Origin of the sequence: Rathayibacter sp. Leaf299, from assembly GCF_001423055.1 — a bacterium.
Lineage (GTDB): Bacteria > Actinomycetota > Actinomycetes > Actinomycetales > Microbacteriaceae > Rathayibacter > Rathayibacter caricis.
The window spans coordinates 889,689-912,949 of record NZ_LMNT01000001.1 but is presented as its reverse complement, the minus strand read 5'-3'; the positions used below and the strand labels follow the sequence as shown (position 1 = coordinate 912,949).

The following is a 23,261-nucleotide window of genomic DNA, read 5'->3' as shown; positions in this document are numbered from 1 at the left end:
GCGGCGGTCCGCCGTGCCCTGAAGGCGCCCGCCTGACGAGGGGACACCCATGGCCGACTCCGCTTCCCGACCGACCGCACCGACGCCCTCCGGCGCGGTCATGTCGCACCGCCAGATCCTCTTCGTGATCTTCGGACTGATGGCGGGGATGTTCCTCTCCTCGCTCGACCAGACGATCGTGGGCACCTCGATGCGCACGATCGCCGACGACCTCGACGGACTGTCGCAGCAGGCCTGGGTCACCACCGCTTACCTGATCGTCTCGACCATCGCGACCCCGATCTACGGCAAGCTCTCCGACATCTTCGGCCGGCGCCCGCTCTACCTGATCGCGATCGTCCTGTTCCTGATCGGCTCCCTCCTGGCCGGGTTCGCGACCTCGATGCTCGGCCTCGCCGGCTTCCGCGCGGTGCAGGGACTGGGCGCCGGCGGCCTCATGTCGCTCGCCCTGACCGTCATGGGCGACATCCTCCCGCCGCGCGAGCGCGCCAAGTACCAGGGCTACTTCCTCGCCGTCTTCGGCGTCTCGAGCGTCGTCGGCCCGCTGATCGGCGGCCTGCTCGCCGGCACACCCGAGATCCTGTTCATCACCGGCTGGCGCTGGGTGTTCCTGATCAACCTGCCGATCGGCGCCGTGGCGCTCGTCGTCGTGCTCCGCTTCCTGCACCTGCCCAAGCCCGCGGGCACCCGCTCGATCCGCATCGACTGGTGGGGCGCGGCCCTCGTCATCGTCGCGGCCGGCCCCCTCCTGCTGATCGCGGAGCAGGGACGCGAGTGGGGCTGGAGCTCCCCGATCGCGTGGGTCTGCTACATCGTCGGCGTCCTGGGGATCGTCGGCTTCATCGCGGCCGAGCGGATGATGGGCGACGACGCGCTGATCCCGCTGAAGCTCTTCCGCTCGCCGACCTTCTCGATGGCCACCGTGCTGGGCGTCCTCGTCGGCTTCGGCATGTTCGGCGGCATGATGACGATCCCGCTCTACCTGCAGCTGGTGAACGGAGCGACTCCCACGGAGTCGGGCTTCCTGATGCTCCCGATGATCCTCGGCCTCATGATCGCCTCGATCGTGTCGGGCCAGATCATCTCGCGCACCGGGCGCTACCGGGCGTTCCCCATCGTCGGCACTTTCCTGATGTCGGCCGCGTTCTTCTATTTCACCTTCGTCTCGATCGACAAGCCGGTCCTGTTCATGATGGGCGGCATGCTGCTGCTGGGACTCGGACTCGGCCAGATGATGCAGACGCTCACCCTCGCCTCGCAGAACTCGGTCGACGTGGCGAACATGGGAGTCGCGACGAGCGCCTCGACGTTCTTCCGGCAGATCGGCGGCACCCTGGGCACCGCGGTGATCTTCTCGGTGCTGTTCACCCGCATCCCCGACACGATCGCGGGCGCCTTCCAGAAGCCGGCGATCGCCTCCGATCTGCAGGCCGCTCTCGCCGACCCGGCGGTCCTGGCCGATCCCGCGAACGAGAAGATCCTCGGCCTCCTGCAGTCGCAGGACACTTCGGCGATCGGCTCGGCTCTCGACGGCGACACCTCGTTCCTGAACACCGCCGACCGCGCGCTGTCGGCGCCGTTCCTGACCGGCTTCAACGACGCCACCGTGACCGTCTTCTCGGTCGCCCTCGGAGTGGTCCTGCTCGCCTTCGTGCTGTCGTGGTTCCTCAGGACGCCGCCGCTGCGCGCGAAGTCGGCGATGCAGGAGGCGCACGACCTCGCCGCCGACGAGGAGCGCGCCGAGGAGCTCCGCCGGACCGACCCGCAGCTCGCCGCCCGGGCGGGCGCGGATCTCGCCGCCGGCAGCATCGAGCCCGACGTGCGGACCGACTCCGTCCGCACGACTCCGACCGCGCCCGACGACCGGCGGAGCTGAACCGCTCCGGCGCCGCCCCGAGATCTCGGCGCGGCGCCGGTACGGCGGCGAGAGAGCGCTCCATCGAAGGTCTTAGGATGGCCGTACCAGCCGAAGGAGTCGCCCATGAGCGTTGCCCGCACCCCCGCCACCGAGACGCCGAGCCTCGCTGAGCAGACCCTCCGGGCCGAGCGCCTCGCCGTGCGCGACTGGCCGGTCGGATTCCTGTGGGGCTCCGCGACGGCCGCCGCCCAGATCGAGGGCGCCGGCCACGAGGGCGGCAAGGAGGACAGCATCTGGGATGCGTTCTCGCGCGTCCCCGGCGCCGTCGCGAAGGGCGACACCCCCGAGGTCGCCGTCGACCACTACCACCGCATGCCCGCCGACGTGCAACTGATGAAGGAGCTGGGCCTGGGCTCGTACCGCTTCTCGGTCAGCTGGTCGCGGGTGAAGCCGGGCGACCGCTCCGTCAACGCCGAGGGACTCGGCTTCTACTCGCGCCTGGTCGACGAGCTGCTGGGCGCCGGGATCCTGCCCTGGCTGACGCTGTACCACTGGGACCTCCCGCAGGCCGTGGAGGAGACCGGCGGCTGGACGAACCGCGACACCGCCGAGCGCTTCCGCGACTACGCCGAGGCCGTCTACGAGAGCCTCGGGGACCGCGTCCAGCACTGGACGACGTTCAACGAGCCGTTCTGCTCGACGCTGCTCTCCTACGGTGCGGGCGTGCACGCCCCCGGAGTGATCTCGCAGCAGGCCGCGCTCGCGGCGGTCCACCACACCCACCTCGCGCACGGCCTCGCCGTCTCGACGCTGCGTCAGCTCGGCGCGCAGAACCTCGGCATCACGCTCAACCTCTCCAACGCCGTCCCCGACGACCCCGAGGACGAGGTCGACCTCGACGCCGCCCGCCGCTTCGACGCGCTGCAGAACCGCATCTTCCTCGACCCGCTGCTGCGCGGCGAGTACCCCGAGGACCTGCTCGAGGACGTCGCCGGACTCGGACTCGACGAGCTGATCGTCGACGGCGACCTCGACCTCATCTCGCTGCCGCTCGACTTCCTCGGCGTGAACCACTACCACGACGACAACGTCTCGGGTCACCCGCTCCCCGTCGGCACTGAGGACTTCGCCGTCGCGACCGACCGCGAGACGGCCTCCCCGTTCGTGGGGTCGGAGTTCATCACCTTCCCCAGCCGCGGTCTGCCGCGCACGGCGATGGACTGGGAGGTGCACCCCGACGGACTGCGCTACCTGCTCACCCGCCTGGGCCTGGAGTACGAGAACCTCCCTCCGCTCTACGTCACCGAGAACGGAGCCGCGTACGACGACGTCGTCGAGGACGGCCGCGTGCACGACGTCGACCGCACCCAGTACGTCCTCGACCACGTCGAGAAGGTCGCCGACGCGATCGACCAGGGCGCCGACGTCCGCGGCTACTTCGTCTGGTCGCTGCTCGACAACTACGAGTGGGCGTGGGGCTACGAGAAGCGCTTCGGCATCGTCCGCGTCGACTACGAGTCCCAGGAGCGCACGATCAAGGACTCCGGCCTCGTCTACTCGCGCCTGCTCGGCGGCTCCGCCGCGTCGCTCCTGGACTGACCGGTGGCCGACGGATCGATCGGCCGCGAGGCGGGGCGCTCCCCCACCCTCGAGATGGTCGCGGCGCGTGCCGGAGTGTCGCGCGCGACCGTCTCGCGGGTCGTCAACGGCGCCCCGCAGGTGGCCGCCGACATCGTCGCCGCGGTCGAGAAGGCGATCGGCGAGCTCGACTACGTGCCCAACCGCGCCGCCCGGATGCTGGCGTCGCGGCGCACGCAGTCGATCGCGCTGATCGTCCCGGAGTCGACGGCGCGCGTCTTCGCCGATCCGTTCTTCGCCTCGATCGTGCAGGGCGCGGCGATGCGCCTGGCCGACACCGACTACACCCTCTCGATGCTGATCGCGTCCGAGACCAACGGCGAGAAGACCCGCCGCTACCTCCTGGGCGGCAACGTCGACGGCGCACTCGTCGTCTCGCACCACTCGGGCGACCACTCCTATGCGGCTCTCGCCAACTCGCTCCCGATCGTCTTCGGTGGCCGCCCGCTGTCGCCGGAGGAGCGCGGCTCGTACTTCGTCGACGTCGACAACGCCGAGGGGGCGGCCGCCGCGACCGCGCACCTCGTCGAGCGCGGACGCCGCCGCCTCGCCACCATCGCCGGCCCCGCCGACATGCCCCCGGGCGTCGACCGGCTCGTCGGCTGGCGCCGCACCCTCGCCGACGCGGGTCTGGACGACTCGCTCGTCGAGTGGGGCGACTTCTCGCCCGACAGCGGCCGCGAGGCGATGCGCCGACTGCTCGAGCGCGACCCCTCGATCGACGGCCTCTTCGCCGCCAACGACCAGATGGCCGTCGGCGCGTACGAGGCGCTGCGAGCGGCCGGCCGGCGCGTCCCCGACGACGTCGCCGTCGTCGGCTTCGACGACGACATGTTCGCCCGCACCGCCGCGCCCGCCCTGAGCACCGTCCGCCAGATGCCAGTCGAGCTGGGCGCCCGCATGGCCGAGCTGCTGGTCGCCCGCATCGAGGGCCTCCCGGTGGAGCACCGCACCCTGATGCCCACCGAGCTGGTCGTCCGCGCCAGCTCCTGACGCCGGCCGCCGCCGGCCCCCCACCCTCCCGCCCCCGCCCCTCGTCGAGTCCGCAGGATTCGTCGTACTCGGCCTCGAGTACGACGACTTCTGAGGACTCGCCCCCGACCGGATCCCGGACTCCCCGAGAGTCGTCGTACTCGAGTGACCGGTACGACGACTTCTGAGGACTCGAGCCGCTCGCCGCCTGTGCGCCGGCACGCCGATCAACCCTGCCAGCCGTGTGCGCGCAGGGCCGCCTTCAGCTCGGCGATGGTGCGCGCGCGCCCGCGACCCAGGCCCTCGGCGCGCACCACCACCTGGATCCACCCCGCGAGCTGCAGGTCGAGGCTCCGCTCCCGGTCTCGGGCGTACTGCACGTCATCGCTCTGGTGGTGGCTGCCGTCGTAGTCGGCCAGCACCTTGTACCGCTCGAAGCACAGGTCGCCGATCGCGATGAGCCTGCCCTCGTGGAGGATCTCGACGTTCGCCTCGGCCGGAGGCAGTCCGGCCTCGACGGCCAGCGACCTCAGCCAGGTCTCGCGCCGCGACGCCGACGCGGCCGACGCGAGCCGGAGCGTCCGGCGGAGGAGCGCCTTGCCGCGTCCCGAGTACTCCTCGAGACGCTGCTCCACCTCCGCGATCGTCGCGTACGGGCGCGGGTCGCTCCTCGATGCGAAGCGGGGCGTGAACAGCAGATGGTCGGCGGCGGCGAGCAGGTCGCGGGGCGGCAGCACCCCTGCCAGCAGGATCCACGTCGTCGCCGGATCGGTCACGGGAAGGCCTCGGCGCACCAGCACCCGGGTCCAGTCGGGACGCAGGACGTGTCCGACGACTCCCCGAGTGCGCGGAGGTCGGTGCGGCGCGGGGACCGAGACGTGCAGCGGGTCGTCGAGGACGGACCGGGACGGGAGCGGGACTCCCCAGATGCCGGCCGCCGTGAGATGCGAGAAGTACTGCCCACGTCGAAGACGCGGGAGGTAGGCGCGAGCGCGCTCCTCGTGGGTCACGGGCGCGACCCGCGTGCGGACTCCGTGGAAGGGGTGGGCCAGGAGCGGCGACCGCAGCTGTGCGTCGGACATCCCCTCCGCGAGAGCGGTACGGCGGCTGAACGCTCCGAGGTCGGTGGGTCTCATGCACCGACGATGGCTCGAGCGGGCGTCGCCTCACCGTCGTCGCCACCCGATCTGTGGACGTGCGAGGAACCGCGGGTCTGGGGAGAGCCGACTCCCGCGTCCAGTCCTCCAGAGTCGTCGTACTCGAGCTCGAGTACGACAACTTTCGCGGAGTCGAGCGCTGCGGGCCGGCGGCGCGCCTCAGAGGAAGAGCGGAGCCGGATCCAGCGACGCGAAGCGCCGGCGCATCACGGCCACCGCGTCGGCGTGCGAGTCGATGAGCACGAAGCGGCGCCCGAGCGCGTGCGCCACCGCGCCCGTCGTCCCGGAGCCCGCGAAGAAGTCGAGCACCGCGTCGCCCTCGCGGCTCGACGCCTGCACGATGCGCCGCAGCACCCCCTCCGGCTTCTGCGTCGGGTACCCCGTCTTCTCGCGCCCCGTCGGCGACACGATCGTGTGCCACCACACGTCGGTCGGCCGCTTGCCGCGCTCGGCCTTCTCGGGCGTCACGAGGCCGGGCGCCATGTACGGCTCGCGGTCCACGGCGACGGAGTCGAAGTGGTAGCCGCGCGGATCCTTCACGTACACGAGGATCGTGTCGTGCTTCGTCGGCCAGCGGCGGGTGGCCTTCGCCCCGTAGTCGTAGGCCCAGATGATCTCGTTCAGGAAGCACTCGCGGCCGAAGAGCGCGTCGAGCAGCACCTTCGCGTAGTGCGCCTCTCGGTAGTCGAGGTGGAGGTAGAGGGTGCCGTCGTCGGCCAGGAGTCGCCAGGCCTCGGCCAGTCGCGGCTCCAGGAACGACCAGTAGTCGTCGAACCGGTCGTCGTACTGCAGCAGGTCGCCGCGGATCCGCTCGTAGCTGCGGCCCTTGAACCCGGCGATCGTGCCGGTCGCCGAGCGCACCGACGTGGTCGAGGTGCGCACCTGCGCGCGCCCCGTGTTGAACGGCGGATCGAGGTAGACGACCGTGAACGACCCGTCGGCCAGCTGCGGCAGGACGTCGAGGTTGTCGGCGTGGATCACCGCGCTCCGCAGCTCGGGGACGCCGTCCGCGATCGGGAGGGGCATCCTGTGATTCTGCCAGTGCGGGGCGCCTCCGCCGACACGCCCAGGGCTCCGATCCGGGGCTGACGGGCTCCCGACGGCCTCCGGCGTAGAGTGACGCGATGATCTCAGAAGTGCGTCACGACGCGACCGAGTCCCGGTACACGCTGTGGGTCGACGGCGAGAACGTCGGGCTCGCCGACTACGCGCTGCGCGGGTCCGACGTGGTGTTCCTCCACACCGAGATCGCCCCCGAGCACCGGCACGAGGGGCTCGGCGACCGCCTGGTCGAGGCGGCCCTGGACGACGCGCACGAGCGCTTCGGCTCGCGCATCGTGCCGGCCTGCCCGTTCGTCGCGGAGTTCATCGCCGAGCACCCCGACTACCAGGAGCTGCTCGCGAGCTGAGCGCGCCGCGCACCGTCCCGGCGACCTCGGCGCCCCGGCGGGCTCACGGCACCCGGCGCAGCCACTCCTGCGTCGAGTACTTCGTCCGCACCAGCTCCTCGGCCTCCGCGTACTCCGCATCGGTGAGGTCGCCCGGCGTCCCGCCGTGCAGGCGCACGAAGGTGTCCTTCATCCGCTCGATGATCTCGGCGCGGCTGAGCCCGGTCTGGCTGCGCAGCGGGTCGACGCGCTTCACGGCGGAGGCGATTCCCTTGTCGGACAGCTTCTCGCGGCCGATCCGCAGCACCTGCACCATCTTCTCGGCGTCGATGTCGTAGCTCATGGTCACGTGGTGCAGCACTGCTCCGGAGCCCAGCCGCTTCTGCGCGGCTCCGCCGATCTTGCCCGAGGGCGAGGTGATGTCGTTGAGCGGCTGGTAGACCGCGTCGATGCCGAGCGACTGCAGCGCGCTGATCGTCCACTCGTCCAGGAACGCGTAGGAGTCGGCGAAGGTCAGCCCCTGCACCAGGTCGCCCGGCACGTAGATCGAGTAGGTGACGACGCTGCCCGCCTCCATGAACATCGCGCCGCCGCCCGAGATGCGCCGGACCACCTCGACGCCGTACTTCTCGGCGTTCTCGAGGTCGACCTCGTTGCGCAGCGACTGGAAGCTGCCGATGACGACGGCGGGCTGGTCCCACTCCCAGATCCGCAGCGTCGGTTCGCGCCGGCCCTCGCCGACGGCGGCCGTCAGGACCTCGTCGAGCGCGAGGTGCATCGCCGGCGAGACGGCCTTCGCGTGCACGATCCGCCAGTCGTAGTCGCGCCAGCTCGTCGCCTTCTGCAGCGAGCGGCGGATCGCGACCGCGACCGCCTCGGGCGTGAAGCCCAGCAGCACGGCATCGCTCGGCAGCGCCGCTCGGATCGCCGCGGCGATCGTCTTGGCGTCGCTCTCCTCCGGCAGCCCCACGACCGCGCGGTCGATGTCGTCGAGCGCCGTGTCGGGCTCGAGGAAGAAGTCGCCCGCGAGGCGGAAGTCCGCGAACCTGCCGTCGACCACCTCCAGGTCGACGACCACGAGTTTTCCGCCGGGGACCTTGTACTCGCCATGCATGGAGCCAGCCTAGGCCGGTGCGGGCCGCGCGGGCCGGGAGTCGAATCTCTCGTCCAGCCACGCGACCAGATCGGCCGTGACCTCGACGCGGTTCAGCTCCTGGAACAGCTCGTGCCGCGCCTCCGGGTACACCCGCACCGAGACGTCGGTGAAGCCCGACCGGCGCCGGTAGGCCCGGGCCAGCGCCCGCACCGACCGCTCGCCGCCGAGCGTGTCCTCGGCGCCGACGACGATGAGCAACGGCAGCGGAGGAGCGATGCGGCGCGCGGGGCGGCCGACCAGTCGCAGGGTCTCCACGATCCCGATCCGCTTCGCGAGCGGATCCGTGAAGGTCAGCTGGTCGTCGTGGAAGAGCTGCCAGACGGCCGGATCGCGCGACAGCCACTCGAGCCCCAGCCCCCCGGGCTGCCGGTGGCGCTTCGTGAGGTCACCGCCGTTCATGAAGAACGGCAGCCGGTAGGCGGTGCCGCTGAGCACCACGGCGGCGTAGTCGGAGGAGTGGTGGTCGACGATGCGCTGCGCCATCAGCGAGCCCCAGGAGTGGCCCAGCAGGACGATCGGGAGGCCCGCGTTCTCGGCGGCGAGCTCGCGCGTGAGCCGGTTCACCGCCTCCTCCGTCGCGCGGAGCCCGCCGGGGCCGAGTCGGCCGAGCTGCGACGCGTCACCGCCGTGCTGCTGGAGGCCGGTGCGCCCGTGCCCGCGGTGGTCGTCGGCCGCCACCGCGTAGCCCGCGGCGACGAGCGCCTCGGCGAGCTCGACGTAGCGGCCCGAGTGCTCGCCCACGCCGTGCGCGATCTGCACCAGGGCGCGCGGGGCGGGGTGCGACCACCAGCGGTAGTGGATGGTCACCCCGTAGGCGTCGTCGAAGGTCCTGTCGACCGCGGTGTCCGGCATGGCACCAGTGTGGCCCACCGGCCGCCGGACGCGACGGCGGGCCCGGGAACTGAGAGGATGCTCATGATCGGGTCGCACCAGCCGGCCCGGCGTCGACGGATCGCTAGCGTTCTCACCTGCCCGACCCCGTCGCCGGCGTTCGGACCCCCCGACGACCGTCCCCCACCCCTTCACGAGCGAGGCCTCCCCCACTGATGACCGTATCGCCCCTGATTTGGACCCTGACGATCGTCTTCATCGTCCTGCTCCTGCTCTTCGACTTCTTCTTCCACGTCCGCAAGGCGCACGAGCCCACGCTGAAGGAGTCGGCGGTGTGGTCGGCCCTGTACGTCGGCATCGCGGTGCTCTTCGGCCTCGGCGTGCTCGTCTTCGGCGGGCCGACACCCGGATCCGAGTACTTCGCGGGCTACATCACCGAGAAGGCGCTCTCGGTCGACAACCTGTTCGTCTTCCTGATCATCATGGCGAGCTTCAAGGTGCCCCGGGCCGACCAGCAGAAGGTGCTGCTCTTCGGCATCGTCTTCGCCCTGATCGCCCGCACCGGCTTCATCTTCCTCGGCGCCGCGCTGATCAACTCGTTCGCGTGGGTCTTCTACGCGTTCGGCCTCATCCTGCTGCTCACCGCGTTCAACCTGGTGAAGCCGGGCGACGAGCACTCGGGCGACAACATCATGGTCCGCCTCGCCAAGCGCGTCTTCAAGACGAGCGACACCTACGACGGCGACAAGTTCTACACGACCGTCGACGGCAAGCGCGTCCTCACGCCGATGCTCCTGGTCATGGCCGCGATCGGCGGCACGGACATCCTGTTCGCCCTCGACAGCGTCCCCGCCATCTTCGGCCTGACCAACGACGTCTTCCTGGTCTTCACGGCGACGGCGTTCTCGCTGCTGGGTCTGCGCCAGCTGTACTTCCTGATCGACGGCCTGCTCGACCGCCTGGTCTACCTCAGCTACGGCCTCGCCGCGATCCTCGCCTTCATCGGCGTGAAGCTGATCCTGCACGCGCTCCACGAGAACACGCTGCCGTTCATCAACAACGGCGAGCACGTGGAGGTCTTCGAGATCGGCACCGGCCTCTCGCTGAGCGTGATCATCGGAGTGCTGACCGTCACGGTCATCGCGTCGCTGGTGAGCCCGAAGGGCCGCCGCATGGCCAAGGAGGCGGCCGAGCGCCGCCGCGTCGAGGCTGAGGCGAACGCCGGGCACTGATCGACCTGCACGAATAAGGCTGGGACGCCGTTCCGAGACGATGTCGCTCCGGAGCCGCGTCCCAGCCTTATCTCTGCACTCACTTCGCGCGGTACCGGTGCTCCGGTCGGCCCGTCGAGCCGTAGCTCAGGGTCATCTCGACCAGCCCGCGGCCGGCCAGCCCCGAGAGGTAGCGCTGGGCCGTCGCCCGCGAGATGCCCGCGCGCTCGGCGACCTCCAGCGCCGAGAGCTCGGAGGCCGACTCCGTGAGCCGAGCGAGCACGAGCTGCTCGGTCGCCGAGCGCGAGGGCCCGGCCGCCGCCGCATCGCCCGAGTGCAGGATCCGCAGCGCCCGCTCCACCGCCTCCTGGTCGGCCGCGCGGTCCTCGCGCAGCACGTTGCGGAACCGCACGTACGCGTCGAGCCGCTCGCCCAGCAGCCGCGCGTCGAACGGCTTGATCAGGTAGCCGAGCGCGCCGGCGTGCAGCGCCCGTCGCACGGTCGCCCCGTCCGAGGCGGCGCTCACGACGAACGCGTCCGTGTCGAGCTCGCGCAGGAGCGCGATGCCGCTCTGGTCCGGCAGGTGCACGTCGAGCAGCAGCAGATCCGGAGCGGAGTCGAGCACCGCCGCCCGTGCCGCCCGCGCGGTGTGCACCGGCGGAAGGGCCCGCAGCCCCTGGCGTCCGTCGACCAGGTCGGCGTGCAGCTGCGCCACGCGGAAGTCGTCGTCCACGACGAGCACCGTGCGCTCCTGCGGGTCGGTCATCGCTCCTCCTGGGTCTCGGGCGGACGGACCGCGCCCGGCAGCCGCGCGCAGAGCACCGCTCCCGCCGAGCCGCCGCCCGCGTCGGCCAGCCACACCGCTCCTCCGCGCCGCGCCGCCACCTCGCGGCAGAGCGGCAGCCCGAAGCCGCGGCCGTGCACGCGGTCGTCGTCCCCGTCCTCCTCCGCGGGGCCGCGCTCGAACAGGGTGTCCGGATCCGCGACCCCGTCGCCGGAGTCGGCGACCGTCACGAACAGCGTGTCCCCGTCGTCCAGCAGCTCGACCTCGACGAAGCGCACGTCGCGGGCGCCGAGTGCGGCCGCCCGCACCGCGTTGTCGACCAGGTTGCCGACCACTGTCGCGACGTCCTCCGGCTCCACGACGACGCCGCGCACGAGCGTCTCCTCGCCCAGCGTCAGCAGCACCCCGCGCTCGGCCGCCTCGATCCCCTTCGCGCCGACGAGCGCCTGGAGGTACGGCTCCTGCAGCCGGTCGGCGTGCTGGACGGGGTACTTCAGCGGCCCGCGGGTCAGCACCTCGTCGAGGTAGTCGCGCGCCGACTCCGTCCGACCGGCGTCGAGCAGGCCCGCCACGACGTGCAGGCGGTTGGCGAACTCGTGCCGCTGCACGCGCAGCGCGTTCGTCATCGAGCCGACCGCGTCCAGGCGGCGGCTGAGCGCCGCGACGTCGGTCCGGTCGCGCAGCACGACGACGACGCCGAGGTCGCGGTCGCCGCGGGTCACCCGGCGGATGTCGACGTAGACGATGCGCGAGTGCACGACGAACCCCTCCGCTCCCGCCGACCGGGCCCGCTCGGGCGAGCGCAGCGCGGCGGCGATCGCGTCGGCCAGCGGAGTCGGGAGGTCGAGGCCGTCGAGGGTCCGGCCCTGCAGGGCGCGGCCGGAGGGGTCGTCCGATCCGAGGATCGCGGCGGCGCGCGCGTTGCAGACGCCGACCCGTCCGTCGCGGTCGAAGGCGAGGACGCCCTCGTCGACCCCGTCGAGCACGGCCGCCTGGTCCTGCACGAGCGCGGTCAGCTCCTCCGGGGCCAGGCCCAGCGTCAGCCGCAGCAGCCGGCGCCGGATGAACACGGAGGCGACCGCGGCGAGCACCAGCGCCGCGACCGCCGCGGCGAGGACGCCCAGCAGAGCGGTCGGCAGGTCGTCGAAGACGCTCGAGCGCGCGAAGCCGATGCTCACCTCGCCGACGACCCCGCCGCCGCCGGGAGCGAAGACGGGCACCTTCGCCCGCGCCGACTCCCCTAGCGTGCCGGTGCCCCACGAGACGCTCTCGCGTCCGGCGAGCGCCTCGGTCGCGCTGGTCGAGACGACCTCGCCGAGCCGGTCGGGATCGGGGTGGGCGAGCCGGATGCCCTGGTCGTCGGTGATCACGACGAAGAGCGCGCCGGTGCGCTCCTCCACTCCGGCGGCGAGGTCCTCGAGCGGTCCCGTCCGCAGGCCGACCGCGTCGGGCGTGCCGGGGTCGGCGGAGTAGTCGCCGACGGCCGCGCGCACGTCCGGATCCTCGGCGACGGTGCGGGCGATGGCGAGCGCGGTCTCCTCCGCCTCGCCGCGCAGCTGCTGCACGCTGAGCGCGGTGACGAGGCCGGCGCAGACGAGGACGGCGGCCGAGACGGTCGCGAGCTGCAGCACGAGCACGTGAGTCGCGAAGCGCATGCGGCCTCCTCCCTGCGCAGAATGCGCAGAACCCACACTATGCGCAGATCGCGCGCTTATGAGCGATACCCGGGCGGCGGGGCCGGGCCTCCCTAGGGTTCTCAGGACCCGGACAGCGCCGCTCGCGACGGGCAGCAGGACGCACGACGACGAAGGAGTCAGCAGTGTTGGTAGTACTCGGATTCACGATGATCCTGGCCTTCATGGCCCTGATCATGACCAAGAAGCTCACGCCCATGGTCGCGCTGATCGTCGTCCCCACGATCTTCGGCCTCTTCGCCGGCGCGGGTCTGGGCATCGGCGACATGGTCATCGAGGCCATCGGCAGCCTCGCCCCCACGGCCGCCCTGCTGATGTTCGCGATCATGTACTTCGGCATCTTGATCGATGTCGGGCTCTTCGACCCGCTGATCCGCTTCATCGTCCGCGCGCTGGGCGACGACCCGGCGAAGGTCGTCCTCGGCACGGCGCTGCTGGCCGGAGCCGTCTCGCTCGACGGCGACGGATCGACCACCTTCATCGTGACCACCGCGGCGATGCTGCCGATCTACCTCCGCCTGGGGATGAACCCGGTCGTGCTGACCTGCGTCGCCGGCCTCGCGAACGGCACGCTCAACATCGTGCCGTGGGGCGGTCCGACCGTCCGCGCCGCCGCAGCCCTGCAGGTCTCGCCGAGCGAGATCTTCGTGCCGATGCTCCCCTCCCTCGCGGTGGGCCTCGCCGTCACGCTCGTCTTCGCCTGGTTCCTCGGACTCGGCGAGCGCCGCCGCCTCGGCTCGCTGGCCCTCGCCGAGCCGATGGTGGAGCGCGAGCTCGTCGGCGCCGGCCGCGCCCCGCGCACCGGCGGCCTCGCCGCGCTGACCGGAGGCATCCGCACCGTCGCCCGCGAGAAGTTCTCGTTCCTCCGCGGCCCGGAGTCGCTGCGCGGCGCCCAGGTCGCCGTCGCCGCCCGCGTCCAGGCCGACGACGCCGACACCGCGATGGCCGACACCATGCTCGACCCCGAGCGCGAGACCCTGCGTCCGAAGCTCATCTGGGTGAACCTCGCGCTCACCCTGGTCGTCATGACGCTGCTGGTCGCCGACATCCTGCCGCTGCCCTACGTCTTCATGGTCGGCTCCGCGGTCGCGCTGCTGATCAACTTCCCGAAGATGAAGGACCAGGCGTCCGAGATCGTGAAGCACGCGCCGAGCATCGTCGGCGTCGTCTCGATGGTCCTCGCCGCGGGCGTGCTCATCGGAGTCCTGAACGGCACCGGCATGGTCGACGCGATGGCCGAGTGGGTCGTCGATGTGATCCCGCCGGCGCTGGGCCCGTTCCTCGCCGTCATCACCGGTGTGCTGAGCATCCCGATGACCTTCTTCATGTCGAACGACGCGTTCTACTACGGCATCCTCCCGGTGCTCGCCGAGAGCGCCGCGAACTACGGCATCGACCCGGTCGAGATGGCCCGCGCCTCCATCACCGGCCAGCCGGTCCACCTGCAGAGCCCGCTGGTCCCCGCGATCCTGCTGCTCGTCTCGCTCGCCGCGGTCAACCTCGGCGACCACCACCGCAAGGTGCTGTGGCGCGCGGTGATCGTCTCGCTGGTGATGCTGGCGGTCGGCGTCCTGGTCGGAGCGATCCCCTTCGGCTGATCCGCCGCAGCCCTTCCGCAGAACCTCAGCCGGAACGACTCGTCGCGCACCATCGCGGCTGACGAGCCCTCCCGGCTGAGGTTCTGCCGCCTCAACCGGGCACCGGTCCTCGCCGGGGTCCCGGATCCTGAGGCGTGCCGCTCAGCCCAGCAGCGGCGCCAGGTTCTCGGTCCACACGTCGAACCCGAGCTTCAGGATGAGCGCGCCGACCACCGCGAGAAACGCGATCCGGATGAAGCGGCTCCCCTTGGCCACCGCCATCCGCGAGCCCAGGTAGGCACCCGCCACGTTCGCGAGGCCCATGAACAGGCCCAGCACCCAGACGACGTGCCCGCCCGGGATGAAGTAGAGCAGCGCCCCGAGGTTCGTCGCCACGTTCACGATCTTCGCCTTCGCGCTCGCGAGCAGGAAGTCGTAGCCGAGCGCCGTGATCAGGGCGATGATCAGGAACGTGCCGGTGCCGGGGCCGATCAGGCCGTCGTAGAAGCCGATCACGAGGCCGAGCACCGCCGCGGTCACGAGGTGCCGCCTCCCCGCGTGCTTGAGCGCGGTGACGCTGCCCATCGTCGGGCGCGCGATCGTGACGACGGCGACCACGATCAGCGCGACGACGATGATCGGCTTGAAGACGGAGGAGGGCAGCAGCCCCGCGAGCGTCGCGCCTCCGTAGCTGCCCGCGAGGGCGACGGCCGCCATCGGCAGTGCGGTGCGCAGGTCGGGCCTCGCCCGCCGGAAGAACGTGATCGCGCTGGTCGTGGTGCCGAAGATCGACGCGAGCTTGTTGGTCGCCAGCGCCTGCACGGGCGAGATGCCGGGCACCAGCAGCAGCGCGGGCAGCTGGAGCAGTCCGCCGCCGCCCACCACCGCGTCGATCCAACCTGCGGCGAAGGCGGCGAGCACCATGAGCAGGATGATCGGGAGGCCCAGGTCGAGGGTGTCGGTCAGCATCGCTGGGAAGCGTACTGGAGCCCCCGCACCCCCTCGACCTCTCGCCCGGGCCGGTCTAGCGTCGGCGGCATGCGATTCGGACTCTTCATCCCCCAGGGCTGGCGCCACGACCTCGTCGGCATCGACCCCGCCGACCAGTGGCGCACCATGAACGACCTCGCCCGGCACGCCGACTCCGGCGCCTGGGAGTCGATCTGGGTGTACGACCACTTCCACACCGTCCCGGTGCCGACCGAAGAGGCGACCCACGAGGCGTGGACGCTCATGGCGGCCTTCGCGGCGACGACCTCCCGCGTGCGCCTCGGCCAGATGTGCACCTGCATGTCGTACCGGAACCCGATGCACCTAGCCAAGATCGCGACGACCGTCGACGTGGTCTCGGGGGGCCGGGTCGAGATGGGCATCGGCGGCGGCTGGTACGAGCACGAGTGGCGCGCGTACGGCTACGGGTTCCCGCGCATCGCCGAGCGGCTCGGCCGCCTCGACGAGGGCGTGCAGATCATGCGCCAGGCCTGGACCACCGGCTCCGCGACGCTCGACGGGCGGTACTACACGGTCGACGGCGCGATCAACCGCCCGCTGCCGCTGCAGGAGGGCGGGATCCCGCTCTGGGTCGCCGGCGGTGGCGAGAAGGTCACGCTGCGGATCGCGGCCCAGTACGCGCAGTACACGAACTTCGCGGGCGCCGCCGAGGCGTTCGACCACAAGAGCGCGGTGCTCCGCACGCACTGCGAGCGGCTCGGCACCGACTTCTCGGCGATCACCCGCAGCGCCAACTACAACGTGATGATCGGCGAGACCGAGGCCGACGTCGAGAAGGGCCTGCAGCGGCTGGAGGAGCGCGTGACCCCGTTCCTCGGTGCCGAGGGCGCCGCGTCCTTCGTGGCGGAGTACCGCTCCCCCGACGCGCTCGCCGTCGGCACCCCCGCGCAGATCGTCGACCGCCTGGCCGACATGGCCGCGCGCGGCATGGACTACGGCATCTTCTACTTCCCGGACGCGGCCCACGACCGCTCGGGGATCGAGCTGTTCGAGCGCGAGGTCCTGCCCGCCCTGGCATGAGCGGTGCGGATCGGAGGCGGCGCCTACGCCTCCGATCCGCGCTCCGCAAGTCCCTGCGTCGCCCCCGCACCCCCGCCTACGGTCGGAGCATGGACGCACAGGACATCCGCTGGAACGACGAAGCCCGCAGCAAGATCCTCGAGGACTCGGACCGTGTCCTCCGCGAGGCGGTGCTCGACCTCGCCCAGAGCAAGAAGGGCGAGCCCTGGGAGGACGTCTTCGCCGAGCTCAACGCCCGGCTGAAGGACCGCTTCATCGACTTCGAGCCCGGGCCGGACCTCCGCAAGTACGCCGAGGCCGTCTCGGCCGGAGAGATCGAGTCGGGCTCGTGAGCGGCTCCCCGGACGACGCCTCGCTGTCCGACGACATCGAGTCGATCCGCGCGCTCGGCGAGGGCCGGATCGGCGAGACCGCCGGCCCCGAGGACGTGGAGCAGGAGCTCTCCCCCGAGGAGGACGCAGCGATCGAGGACGAGCTCAAGCACCGGGGCTGATCCCGGACACGACGAAGGCCCGCCCCCTGCACGGGGAGCGGGCCTTCGTCGTCGGTACGACTACGCCGAGAGACGCTCGTAGTCGGTGTAGCCCTCGGCGCCGCTCGCGTAGACGGTGGCCTGGTCGAGCTCGTTCTCGGGGTGTCCGCCCTGCCAGCGCTCGACGAGGTCGGGGTTGGCCATCACCGGACGGCCCACCGCGACGGCGTCGGCGTGGCCGTCGGCGATCAGCGAGCGGACCTCGTCGCGCGTGGTCGGCGATCCGAAGCCGCTGTTCGCGATCAGGACGCCGCCGAAGCGCGAGCGGAGGTCCTGCACCAGCTCGCCCGCGGGCTCGGCGTGCAGCACGCTGAGGTAGGAGAGCCCGAGCGGCGCGAGTCCGTCGACGAGGGCCTCGTAGGTGGCGCGCACGTCGTCGGCGTCCGTCTCGAGGACGTCCTGGATGTTGTGGCTCGGCGAGATGCGGATGCCGACGCGGCCGGCGCCGATCTCGTCGGCGATCGCGCGGGTGACCTCGATCGGGAACGCGGCGCGCGCGGCGGGGCTCCCGCCGTAGGCGTCGGTGCGCACGTTCGAGACCGGCGAGAGGAACTCGTGCAGCAGGTAGCCGTTGGCCGAGTGGACCTCGACGCCGTCGAAGCCGGCGTCGACCGCGCGGCGGGCGGCGGCGACGAACTCGTCGCGCACGACGGCGAGCTCCTCGGTCGTGAGCGCGTGCGGCACGGGGAAGCGGGCCTTGTCGTCGCCGGGGACGCGGACCTCTCCGTCGATCGCGATGGCGCTGGGAGCGACGATGCGGTCGGTGCCGGTGATCGCGGTGTGCGAGACGCGGCCCGCGTTCATGATCTGCATGACGATGCGGCCATCGGCGGCGTGCACGGCGTCGGCGACGACGCGCCAGCCCTCGGCCTGCTCGGCGGTCTCGATGCCCGGCTGCCCGGCGTAGCCCTTGGACTCGGCGCTGGGGAACACTCCCTCGCTGATGATCAGGCCCAGGCTCGCGCGCTGGGCGTAGTGCTCGGCGATGAGGGCGCCGGGGACGCCCTTCTCGTCGGCGCGCAGGCGCGTCATCGGCGCCATGACGACGCGGTTGGGGAGTTCGAGGTCACCGGCGGTGAGGGGGGAGAAGGGATCCACGGAGGGCCTTTCGTCAGGGGTCGGGCGGGCGCGACCAGCAGTCGCACCGCGGAGGGGAACCGCGGCGGTGACGAGCGCATTCCGTCTCCCGGCGTTCTCCCATCCGCTGAGAGCAGCGGGCGCGCTTCGAGGCCGTCCCGTCCGACGCCGCGCGCGAGCCCACCTGCAGCGACCTCTCGGCGCGTGCGGCAAGGCCTCGTCGACGGCGACCGTCGTGCCGCGCCGAACGGGTGGGCGGGCGCCACGATGATTAGCGTCTTCATCACCATGACTGATTCTCAGAAGGCCTCTGCGACAGGATCGCAAGCCGTCACGGAGCTGACCATCGGCTGCCTGGCCGACGACGAGGTCGCCGACGCCCTGCGCCGCGCCGTCCTCGTCCTGCTCGAGGGCGAAGAGTTCACCGACGTCCCGTGGACCCTCACCGTGTCGCGAGCGCCCGAGCTGCGGGACGCGTACACGCACCTCTACGACCAGGCTGCGGTCGAAGCGCCGATCGACACCGCGCGCTGACTCGGTCGGCCCTGCGCACATCGCCCGTCTCCGTCGCCTGTCTACACTCGGGAGGCGAACGACGAAGGAGTGTGCGCGATGACCGCGACAGCGAACCACCGGTCCGACGTCCGTGAGCGTTCCGCCGTCGGGCGTCCGCTCCTCCGCACGGTCGTGGCTCTGCTCGTGGCCGCCGCCGCCGTGCTCGCCGGGGCCCCCGCCGCGGTCGCCGAGGACCCGGCGACCCTCGGCTCCTCCCCCGTCCTCGACTCCGTCGGGGCCCTCGCACCGGGTGAGGCCGCGGAGATCGAGCAGGCCGCGTCGCGCCTGTACGAGCAGCACCGCGTCCAGCTGTTCGTCGCGTACGTCGACAGCTTCACCGGAGTCTCGGGCGACCAGCGCTGGGCCGACGCCACCGCCGAGCTGAACGGGCTCGGCGACGACGACGTCCTCCTCGCGGTCGCGGTCGGCGCCCGCCAGTACCAGGTCTCGGTCGCCGACGGCTTCGCGCTCGACGACGCGCAGCTGTCGTCGCTCGAGAGCGACGAGATCGAACCGCAGCTCGTCGAGGGCGACTGGGCAGGAGCGGCGGTGGCCGCGGCGGACGGCATCGGCGAGCGCCTCGAGGCGCCGACCGCCGGCGAGTCCCTCGGTCGCGGAGCGACGATCGTCCTCGCGGTCCTCGCCGTCCTCGTGGTCCTGGGCATCGTGGTCCTCCTCCTCGTCCGCCGCTCGCGCCGCCGGAAGGCCGCGGAGGCCGTCGAGGCCTCGATCGACGAGCTCGCCACCCGCGCCGGATCCGCTCTTGTGCACGCCGACGACGCCGTGCGCACCAGCGAGCAGGAGGTCGGCTTCGCGGAGGCGCAGTTCGGCTCGGACGCGACCGGGCCCTTCCGCGAGGCGCTCGTGACCGCCAAGCGGCTCCTCGGCGAGGCCTTCGGGCTGCAGCAGCGCCTCGACGACGCCGAGCCCGAGACCGACCAGGAGCGCCGCGACGGCTACTCCCGGATCCTGCAGCTCTGCGCCGACGCCGAGCAGGCGCTGGACGAGAAGGCCGAGGCGTTCGAGGAGCTGCGCGACCTCGAGAAGAACGCTCCGGAGGTGGCGGCGCAGCTCGCCGCGCGCATCGAGGCGGTCGCGGTCCGCATCGCGCCGACGCGCGCGATCCTCGGCGAGCTCGCCGTCTCCTACTCCCCCTCCGCGATCGACGACGTCGAGGACGACGCCGACCAGGCCGAGGACCGACTCCGCTTCGCACGTGACGGCGTCGACGGCGCTCGCGAGGCCCTCACCGCCGGTGACACCGGGCGCGCGGCCGTTCTGCTGCGCTCGGGGCAGCAGGCGGCGGAGCAGGCGTCCGGCCTGCTCGACGCGGTCGCGACCCGCGCCGCCGACCTGCGCGAGGCCGAGGCGACCCTCGCCGCGCGCCTCGCCGAGATCCGCGCCGACGTCGCCCAGGGCCGCACGCTCGCCGCCTCGGCCGACGCCTCGGATCCCGCCACCGCTCCCCTCGCGCAGAACATGGGCATCGCGATCGCGCAGACGGAGGCGTCCCTCGACCAGGTCGAGCGTGCCGCGTCCGTGCGCCCGAACGATCCGCTGGGACTGCTCGCCACCCTGGCGGCGGCCGACAGCACGATCGACGCGGCCGTCGGCGGCTACCGCGACGCCCAGGCCCAGCGGGAGCGCGAGCGCGCCGCCCTCGCGGCCGAGCTCACGACCGCGCGGAGCCGCGTCTCGGCCGCCGAGGACTTCATCGCCGCCCGGCGCGGGGCCGTGGGCTCGCTCGCGCGCACCCGGCTGACGGAGGCGGTCCGCGCCTCCGAGTACGCGGCGCAGATCGCGCCGACCGACCCGCGCGAGGCGCTGGCCTCGGCGCAGCGCGCCTCCGCCCTGGCCCAGGACGCCCTGCAGCAGGCCCGCTCGGACACGAGCCGGTACGCGTCGCCGACCGCCGTGGGCAGCCCTTACGGCGGGAACACCACCGGCGCGTTCCTCGGCGGGATCCTCGTCGAGTCGCTGCTGGGCGGCGGGCGCCGCTCCGGCTACCGCTCCGGCGGGTTCGGCGGCGGTTTCGGCGGCTCGTCGGGCGGCGGCTTCGGCGGCTCCTCCCGCCGCTCGAGCGGCGGCGGCTTCGGCGGCGGCTCCCGTGGCGGCGGTGGACGCCGCGGCGGCGGCGGCCGCTTCTGAGAGTTCTCACACCTCTGATCGACACGACATCCCACGACGCAAGGAGAGACAGCATGGCCCAGAGACAGTCCATCTTCGGACGCATCGCGCAGCTCGCGAAGGCGAACATCAACGCGCTCCTCGACCAGGCCGAGGACCCGCAGAAGATGCTGGACCAGATGGTGCGCGACTACACCGAGAGCATCCGCGACGCCGAGGCCGCCATCGCGCAGACCATCGGCAACCTGCGCCTGCTCGAGGACGACTACCGCGAGGACGTCGACAACGCGCAGGAGTGGGGCGCCAAGGCGCTCGCAGCGAGCCGCAAGGCCGACGACCTGCGCGCCTCCGGCAGCACAGGCGACGCCGACAAGTTCGACGCCCTGGCCAAGGTCGCGCTGCAGCGCCAGATCCAGTCCGAGAAGGAGGCGAAGGACGCCGAGCCGACGATCGCCTCGCAGACCGAGGTCGTCGACAAGCTCAAGTCGGGCCTCAACCAGATGCGCGAGAAGCTCAACCAGCTCTCGTCCAAGCGCGACGAGCTGATCGCGCGCTCGAAGACCGTCGAGGCGCAGAGCCAGGTCCAGGACGCCATCAAGAGCATCGACATCATGGACCCGACCAGCGAGGTGAGCCGCTTCGAGCAGAAGATCCGCCGCGAGGAGGCCCGCGTGCGCGGTGCGGAGGAGCTGGCCTCCTCGAGCCTGGACGCCCAGTTCGAGTCGCTCGAGGACCTCGGCGAGATGACCGAGGTCGAGGCGCGCCTCGCGGCGCTCAAGTCCGGACGCCCGCAGGACTCGATCGGTTCCTGAGCGCCGGAATCGGCGCGGCGGTCGCGATCGCGGCCGCCGCGCCGTCGTACCGTTCGCGAAGGCTGGCAATCCTCATGGTGCGGTGGGCACCCCCTGCCCGTAGTCTTCGAAGAGGTAGCCCAAGAAACCGGTCGCCGCACGCCACGACCGGCCCCTACCGGCGTGGTGAACCAGGAGCGGACCGGGCCGTGCCTCACGAGGCCGAGTCGGGGGTCGCTCTCCACGAGGCCGTCGACGCCGATGGCCGCCCCGAAAGAACGAGGCACCCCGTGAGCGTTCCCACCACCCTGTCCGACGGCGGCTCGACCGCCCAGAGCGGCAGCGAGGCGAAGCCCGTCTCTCGCGTCGTCCGGACGCGTCCGCGCGCCGACGGCCGCATCAACCCCACCACCGAGTACTCCGGCCTGCTCAGCACCGTCCGCGACGCGGGCCTGCTCCGTCGCCGCACCGGCTTCTACTACACGATGTTCGCCGTGCTGGTGCTCGCCCTCGGCGGCATCGTGACCGGCTTCGTCCTGCTGGGCGATTCGTGGTTCCAGCTCCTGCTGGCCGCCGCCCTCGGCATCGTCCTCACCCAGTTCGCGTTCCTCGCGCACGAGGCCTCGCACCGTCAGGTGTTCGAGTCGGGCAAGGCCAACGACGTCGCGGGGCGCACCCTCGCGAACCTCTTCGTCGGCATCAGCTACTCGTGGTGGATGCACAAGCACAGCCGACACCACGCGAACCCGAACGTGCTCGGCAAGGACCCCGACATCGAGCGCGACGTGATCTCGTTCACCAGCGAGGACGCGGCCCGCTCGCGCGGCCTGTACGCCTGGCTGACCCGCCGCCAGGGCTACGCCTTCTTCCCCCTCCTCCTGCTCGAGGGCCTCAACCTGCACATCCACGGCTTCCGCACCGTCTTCGGCCGCGGCAAGGTCGACAAGCGCTGGGTCGAGATCTCGATGCTCGTCGCCCGCGTCGGCCTCTACCTCGCCGTCATCTTCTGGGCGCTGCCGCTGGGCATGGCGTTCGCCTTCCTCGGCGTGCAGATGGGCGTCTTCGGCCTCTACATGGGCGCCTCGTTCGCTCCGAACCACAAGGGCATGCCGCTGCTGCCGAAGGAGGCGCGCGTCGACTTCCTGCGCCGTCAGGTCCTCACCTCGCGCAGCATCAAGAGCACCTGGCTCACCGACCTCTACATGGGCGGCCTGAACTACCAGGTCGAGCACCACCTCTTCCCGAACATGCCCCGCCCGGCCCTGCGCCGTGCCCAGGTCATCGCGAAGGAGTACTGCGCCACCCACCAGATCCCCTACACCGAGACCTCGCTGCTCGAGTCGTACGGCATCGTCGTCCGCTACCTCAACCGCGTGGGCCTCTCGGCCGGCGGCGACCCGTTCGACTGCCCGGCCGCCTCGGCCTACGGCCGCTGAGCCGCACCGCCCGAACGACGAAGGCCCCTGCTCCGATCGGAGCGGGGGCCTTCGTCGTCTCGCTCCCACAAGCGCACGGATGCGTTCCCTCCGAGCGGGCGACCTCGATCACGGTGCACGGGCCTGGCTCCACGCGCGGTCATCTGCGAAATCAAGGGGGTGCGCCACGTCCGGACGGCGGCTTAGCGTAACGCTATGAGCAGCTCCGACAACGACATTGAACCGCCCCTCGTCGACCCCGAGCAGACCCCCTCGCCGACCGAGCCGGAGACCGGGCACGGCACCACCGCGGGTCTCGACGAGGTCGGCCGCCCGTCCCCCGACGGACTCACCCAGGACGGCGACGCGGAGAACCCGCCGCTGCCCGACTGGGGCCCCACCGACGGCGTCCACGGCACCGACGCCGACCCCGACGGGACCGCCGGCGCCACCCGCTGACCACTCCC

The 23,261-nt window shown here is 71.8% G+C and carries 22 protein-coding genes; 14 read left to right on the top strand and 8 right to left on the bottom strand.

Going from position 1 to position 23,261, the window contains the following annotated elements; translation table 11 throughout:
- Positions 1-49 precede the first annotated feature (49 nt).
- From ASF48_RS04175 to ASF48_RS04165, 3 genes are all read left to right on the top strand, one after another.
- Complete coding sequence (locus ASF48_RS04175) at positions 50-1,876, top strand: MDR family MFS transporter (protein WP_235577178.1); 1,827 nt, start codon at positions 50-52, stop codon at positions 1,874-1,876.
- 105 nt (positions 1,877-1,981) lie between these two features.
- The gene (locus ASF48_RS04170; RefSeq protein WP_082480971.1) at positions 1,982-3,457 is read left to right on the top strand and encodes a GH1 family beta-glucosidase; all 1,476 of its coding nucleotides are present in this window, start codon (positions 1,982-1,984) and stop codon (positions 3,455-3,457) included.
- Between the two features lie 54 nt (positions 3,458-3,511).
- Positions 3,512-4,489, top strand: a complete 978-nt coding sequence (locus tag ASF48_RS04165) for a LacI family DNA-binding transcriptional regulator (protein WP_055788903.1) — start codon at positions 3,512-3,514, stop codon at positions 4,487-4,489.
- A 206-nt stretch (positions 4,490-4,695) separates the two neighbouring features.
- Here ASF48_RS04165 and ASF48_RS04160 read toward each other — a convergent pair whose 3' ends face one another.
- Positions 4,696-5,604, bottom strand: coding sequence for a hypothetical protein (locus tag ASF48_RS04160; protein ID WP_157603044.1), 909 nt, complete (start codon positions 5,602-5,604; stop codon positions 4,696-4,698).
- 180 nt (positions 5,605-5,784) lie between these two features.
- Positions 5,785-6,651: a DNA-methyltransferase gene (locus ASF48_RS04155; RefSeq protein ID WP_055786845.1), complete on the bottom strand. Its 867-nt coding sequence runs from the start codon at positions 6,649-6,651 to the stop codon at positions 5,785-5,787.
- Positions 6,652-6,749: 98 nt separating this feature from the next.
- Here ASF48_RS04155 and ASF48_RS04150 point away from each other — a divergent pair, with 98 nt between their 5' ends.
- Positions 6,750-7,034, top strand: a complete 285-nt coding sequence (locus ASF48_RS04150; protein WP_055786843.1) for a GNAT family N-acetyltransferase — start codon at positions 6,750-6,752, stop codon at positions 7,032-7,034.
- 43 nt (positions 7,035-7,077) lie between these two features.
- Here ASF48_RS04150 and ASF48_RS04145 read toward each other — a convergent pair whose 3' ends face one another.
- Together ASF48_RS04145 and ASF48_RS04140 are read right to left on the bottom strand one after the other, a co-directional pair.
- Positions 7,078-8,127, bottom strand: a complete 1,050-nt coding sequence (locus ASF48_RS04145) for a lipoate--protein ligase family protein (protein WP_055786840.1) — start codon at positions 8,125-8,127, stop codon at positions 7,078-7,080.
- 9 nt (positions 8,128-8,136) lie between these two features.
- Positions 8,137-9,021: an alpha/beta fold hydrolase gene (locus ASF48_RS04140; RefSeq protein WP_055786837.1), complete on the bottom strand. Its 885-nt coding sequence runs from the start codon at positions 9,019-9,021 to the stop codon at positions 8,137-8,139.
- A gap of 194 nt (positions 9,022-9,215) precedes the next feature.
- Between ASF48_RS04140 and ASF48_RS04135 the strand changes: the two genes are divergently transcribed.
- Positions 9,216-10,232: a TerC family protein gene (locus tag ASF48_RS04135; protein ID WP_082480970.1), complete on the top strand. Its 1,017-nt coding sequence runs from the start codon at positions 9,216-9,218 to the stop codon at positions 10,230-10,232.
- Between the two features lie 79 nt (positions 10,233-10,311).
- Here the strand turns inward: ASF48_RS04135 and ASF48_RS04130 are convergent, their stop codons facing one another.
- Positions 10,312-10,977, bottom strand: a complete 666-nt coding sequence (locus tag ASF48_RS04130; RefSeq protein WP_055786834.1) for a response regulator — start codon at positions 10,975-10,977, stop codon at positions 10,312-10,314.
- Entirely contained in the window at positions 10,974-12,650 is a 1,677-nt protein-coding gene (locus ASF48_RS04125) for a sensor histidine kinase (protein WP_200930965.1), read from the bottom strand. The genes ASF48_RS04130 and ASF48_RS04125 overlap by 4 nt, the downstream gene beginning before the upstream one ends.
- 188 nt (positions 12,651-12,838) lie before the next feature.
- Here ASF48_RS04125 and ASF48_RS04120 point away from each other — a divergent pair, with 188 nt between their 5' ends.
- Positions 12,839-14,287 (top strand): CitMHS family transporter, encoded by a 1,449-nt coding sequence (locus tag ASF48_RS04120; RefSeq protein WP_082480969.1) that lies wholly within the window; start codon positions 12,839-12,841, stop codon positions 14,285-14,287.
- A 141-nt stretch (positions 14,288-14,428) separates the two neighbouring features.
- On the opposite strand, the gene ASF48_RS04115 is transcribed toward ASF48_RS04120, so the two are convergent.
- Positions 14,429-15,235: a sulfite exporter TauE/SafE family protein gene (locus ASF48_RS04115; RefSeq protein WP_055786827.1), complete on the bottom strand. Its 807-nt coding sequence runs from the start codon at positions 15,233-15,235 to the stop codon at positions 14,429-14,431.
- Between the two features lie 69 nt (positions 15,236-15,304).
- Here ASF48_RS04115 and ASF48_RS04110 point away from each other — a divergent pair, with 69 nt between their 5' ends.
- The 3 genes from ASF48_RS04110 (at position 15,305) to ASF48_RS19265 (ending at position 16,790) form a co-directional block, all read left to right on the top strand.
- Positions 15,305-16,297 carry an LLM class F420-dependent oxidoreductase gene (locus tag ASF48_RS04110; protein ID WP_055786824.1) on the top strand — a complete coding sequence of 331 codons (993 nt, stop codon included), beginning with the start codon at positions 15,305-15,307 and terminating at the stop codon, positions 16,295-16,297.
- 89 nt (positions 16,298-16,386) lie between these two features.
- Positions 16,387-16,629, top strand: coding sequence for a hypothetical protein (locus tag ASF48_RS04105; protein WP_055786822.1), 243 nt, complete (start codon positions 16,387-16,389; stop codon positions 16,627-16,629).
- Positions 16,626-16,790: a hypothetical protein gene (locus ASF48_RS19265; protein ID WP_157603043.1), complete on the top strand. Its 165-nt coding sequence runs from the start codon at positions 16,626-16,628 to the stop codon at positions 16,788-16,790. Before ASF48_RS04105 ends, ASF48_RS19265 begins: the two co-directional genes overlap by 4 nt.
- A gap of 60 nt (positions 16,791-16,850) precedes the next feature.
- Here the strand turns inward: ASF48_RS19265 and ASF48_RS04100 are convergent, their stop codons facing one another.
- Positions 16,851-17,927 carry an alkene reductase gene (locus tag ASF48_RS04100; RefSeq protein WP_055786820.1) on the bottom strand — a complete coding sequence of 359 codons (1,077 nt, stop codon included), beginning with the start codon at positions 17,925-17,927 and terminating at the stop codon, positions 16,851-16,853.
- 267 nt (positions 17,928-18,194) lie between these two features.
- On the opposite strand from ASF48_RS04100, the gene ASF48_RS04095 reads away from it, so the two are divergent.
- From ASF48_RS04095 to ASF48_RS04075, 5 genes are all read left to right on the top strand, one after another.
- Positions 18,195-18,440, top strand: a complete 246-nt coding sequence (locus tag ASF48_RS04095; RefSeq protein WP_055786817.1) for a hypothetical protein — start codon at positions 18,195-18,197, stop codon at positions 18,438-18,440.
- A gap of 78 nt (positions 18,441-18,518) precedes the next feature.
- The gene (locus ASF48_RS04090) at positions 18,519-20,609 is read left to right on the top strand and encodes a TPM domain-containing protein (RefSeq protein WP_055786814.1); all 2,091 of its coding nucleotides are present in this window, start codon (positions 18,519-18,521) and stop codon (positions 20,607-20,609) included.
- A gap of 53 nt (positions 20,610-20,662) precedes the next feature.
- Positions 20,663-21,400: a PspA/IM30 family protein gene (locus tag ASF48_RS04085; RefSeq protein WP_055786811.1), complete on the top strand. Its 738-nt coding sequence runs from the start codon at positions 20,663-20,665 to the stop codon at positions 21,398-21,400.
- Between the two features lie 377 nt (positions 21,401-21,777).
- The gene (locus ASF48_RS04080; protein WP_055788897.1) at positions 21,778-22,815 is read left to right on the top strand and encodes a fatty acid desaturase family protein; all 1,038 of its coding nucleotides are present in this window, start codon (positions 21,778-21,780) and stop codon (positions 22,813-22,815) included.
- 195 nt (positions 22,816-23,010) lie between these two features.
- A complete protein-coding gene (locus ASF48_RS04075) occupies positions 23,011-23,253 on the top strand; it encodes a hypothetical protein (RefSeq protein WP_055786806.1) in 243 nt (80 codons plus the stop codon).
- Positions 23,254-23,261: the final 8 nt, after the last annotated feature.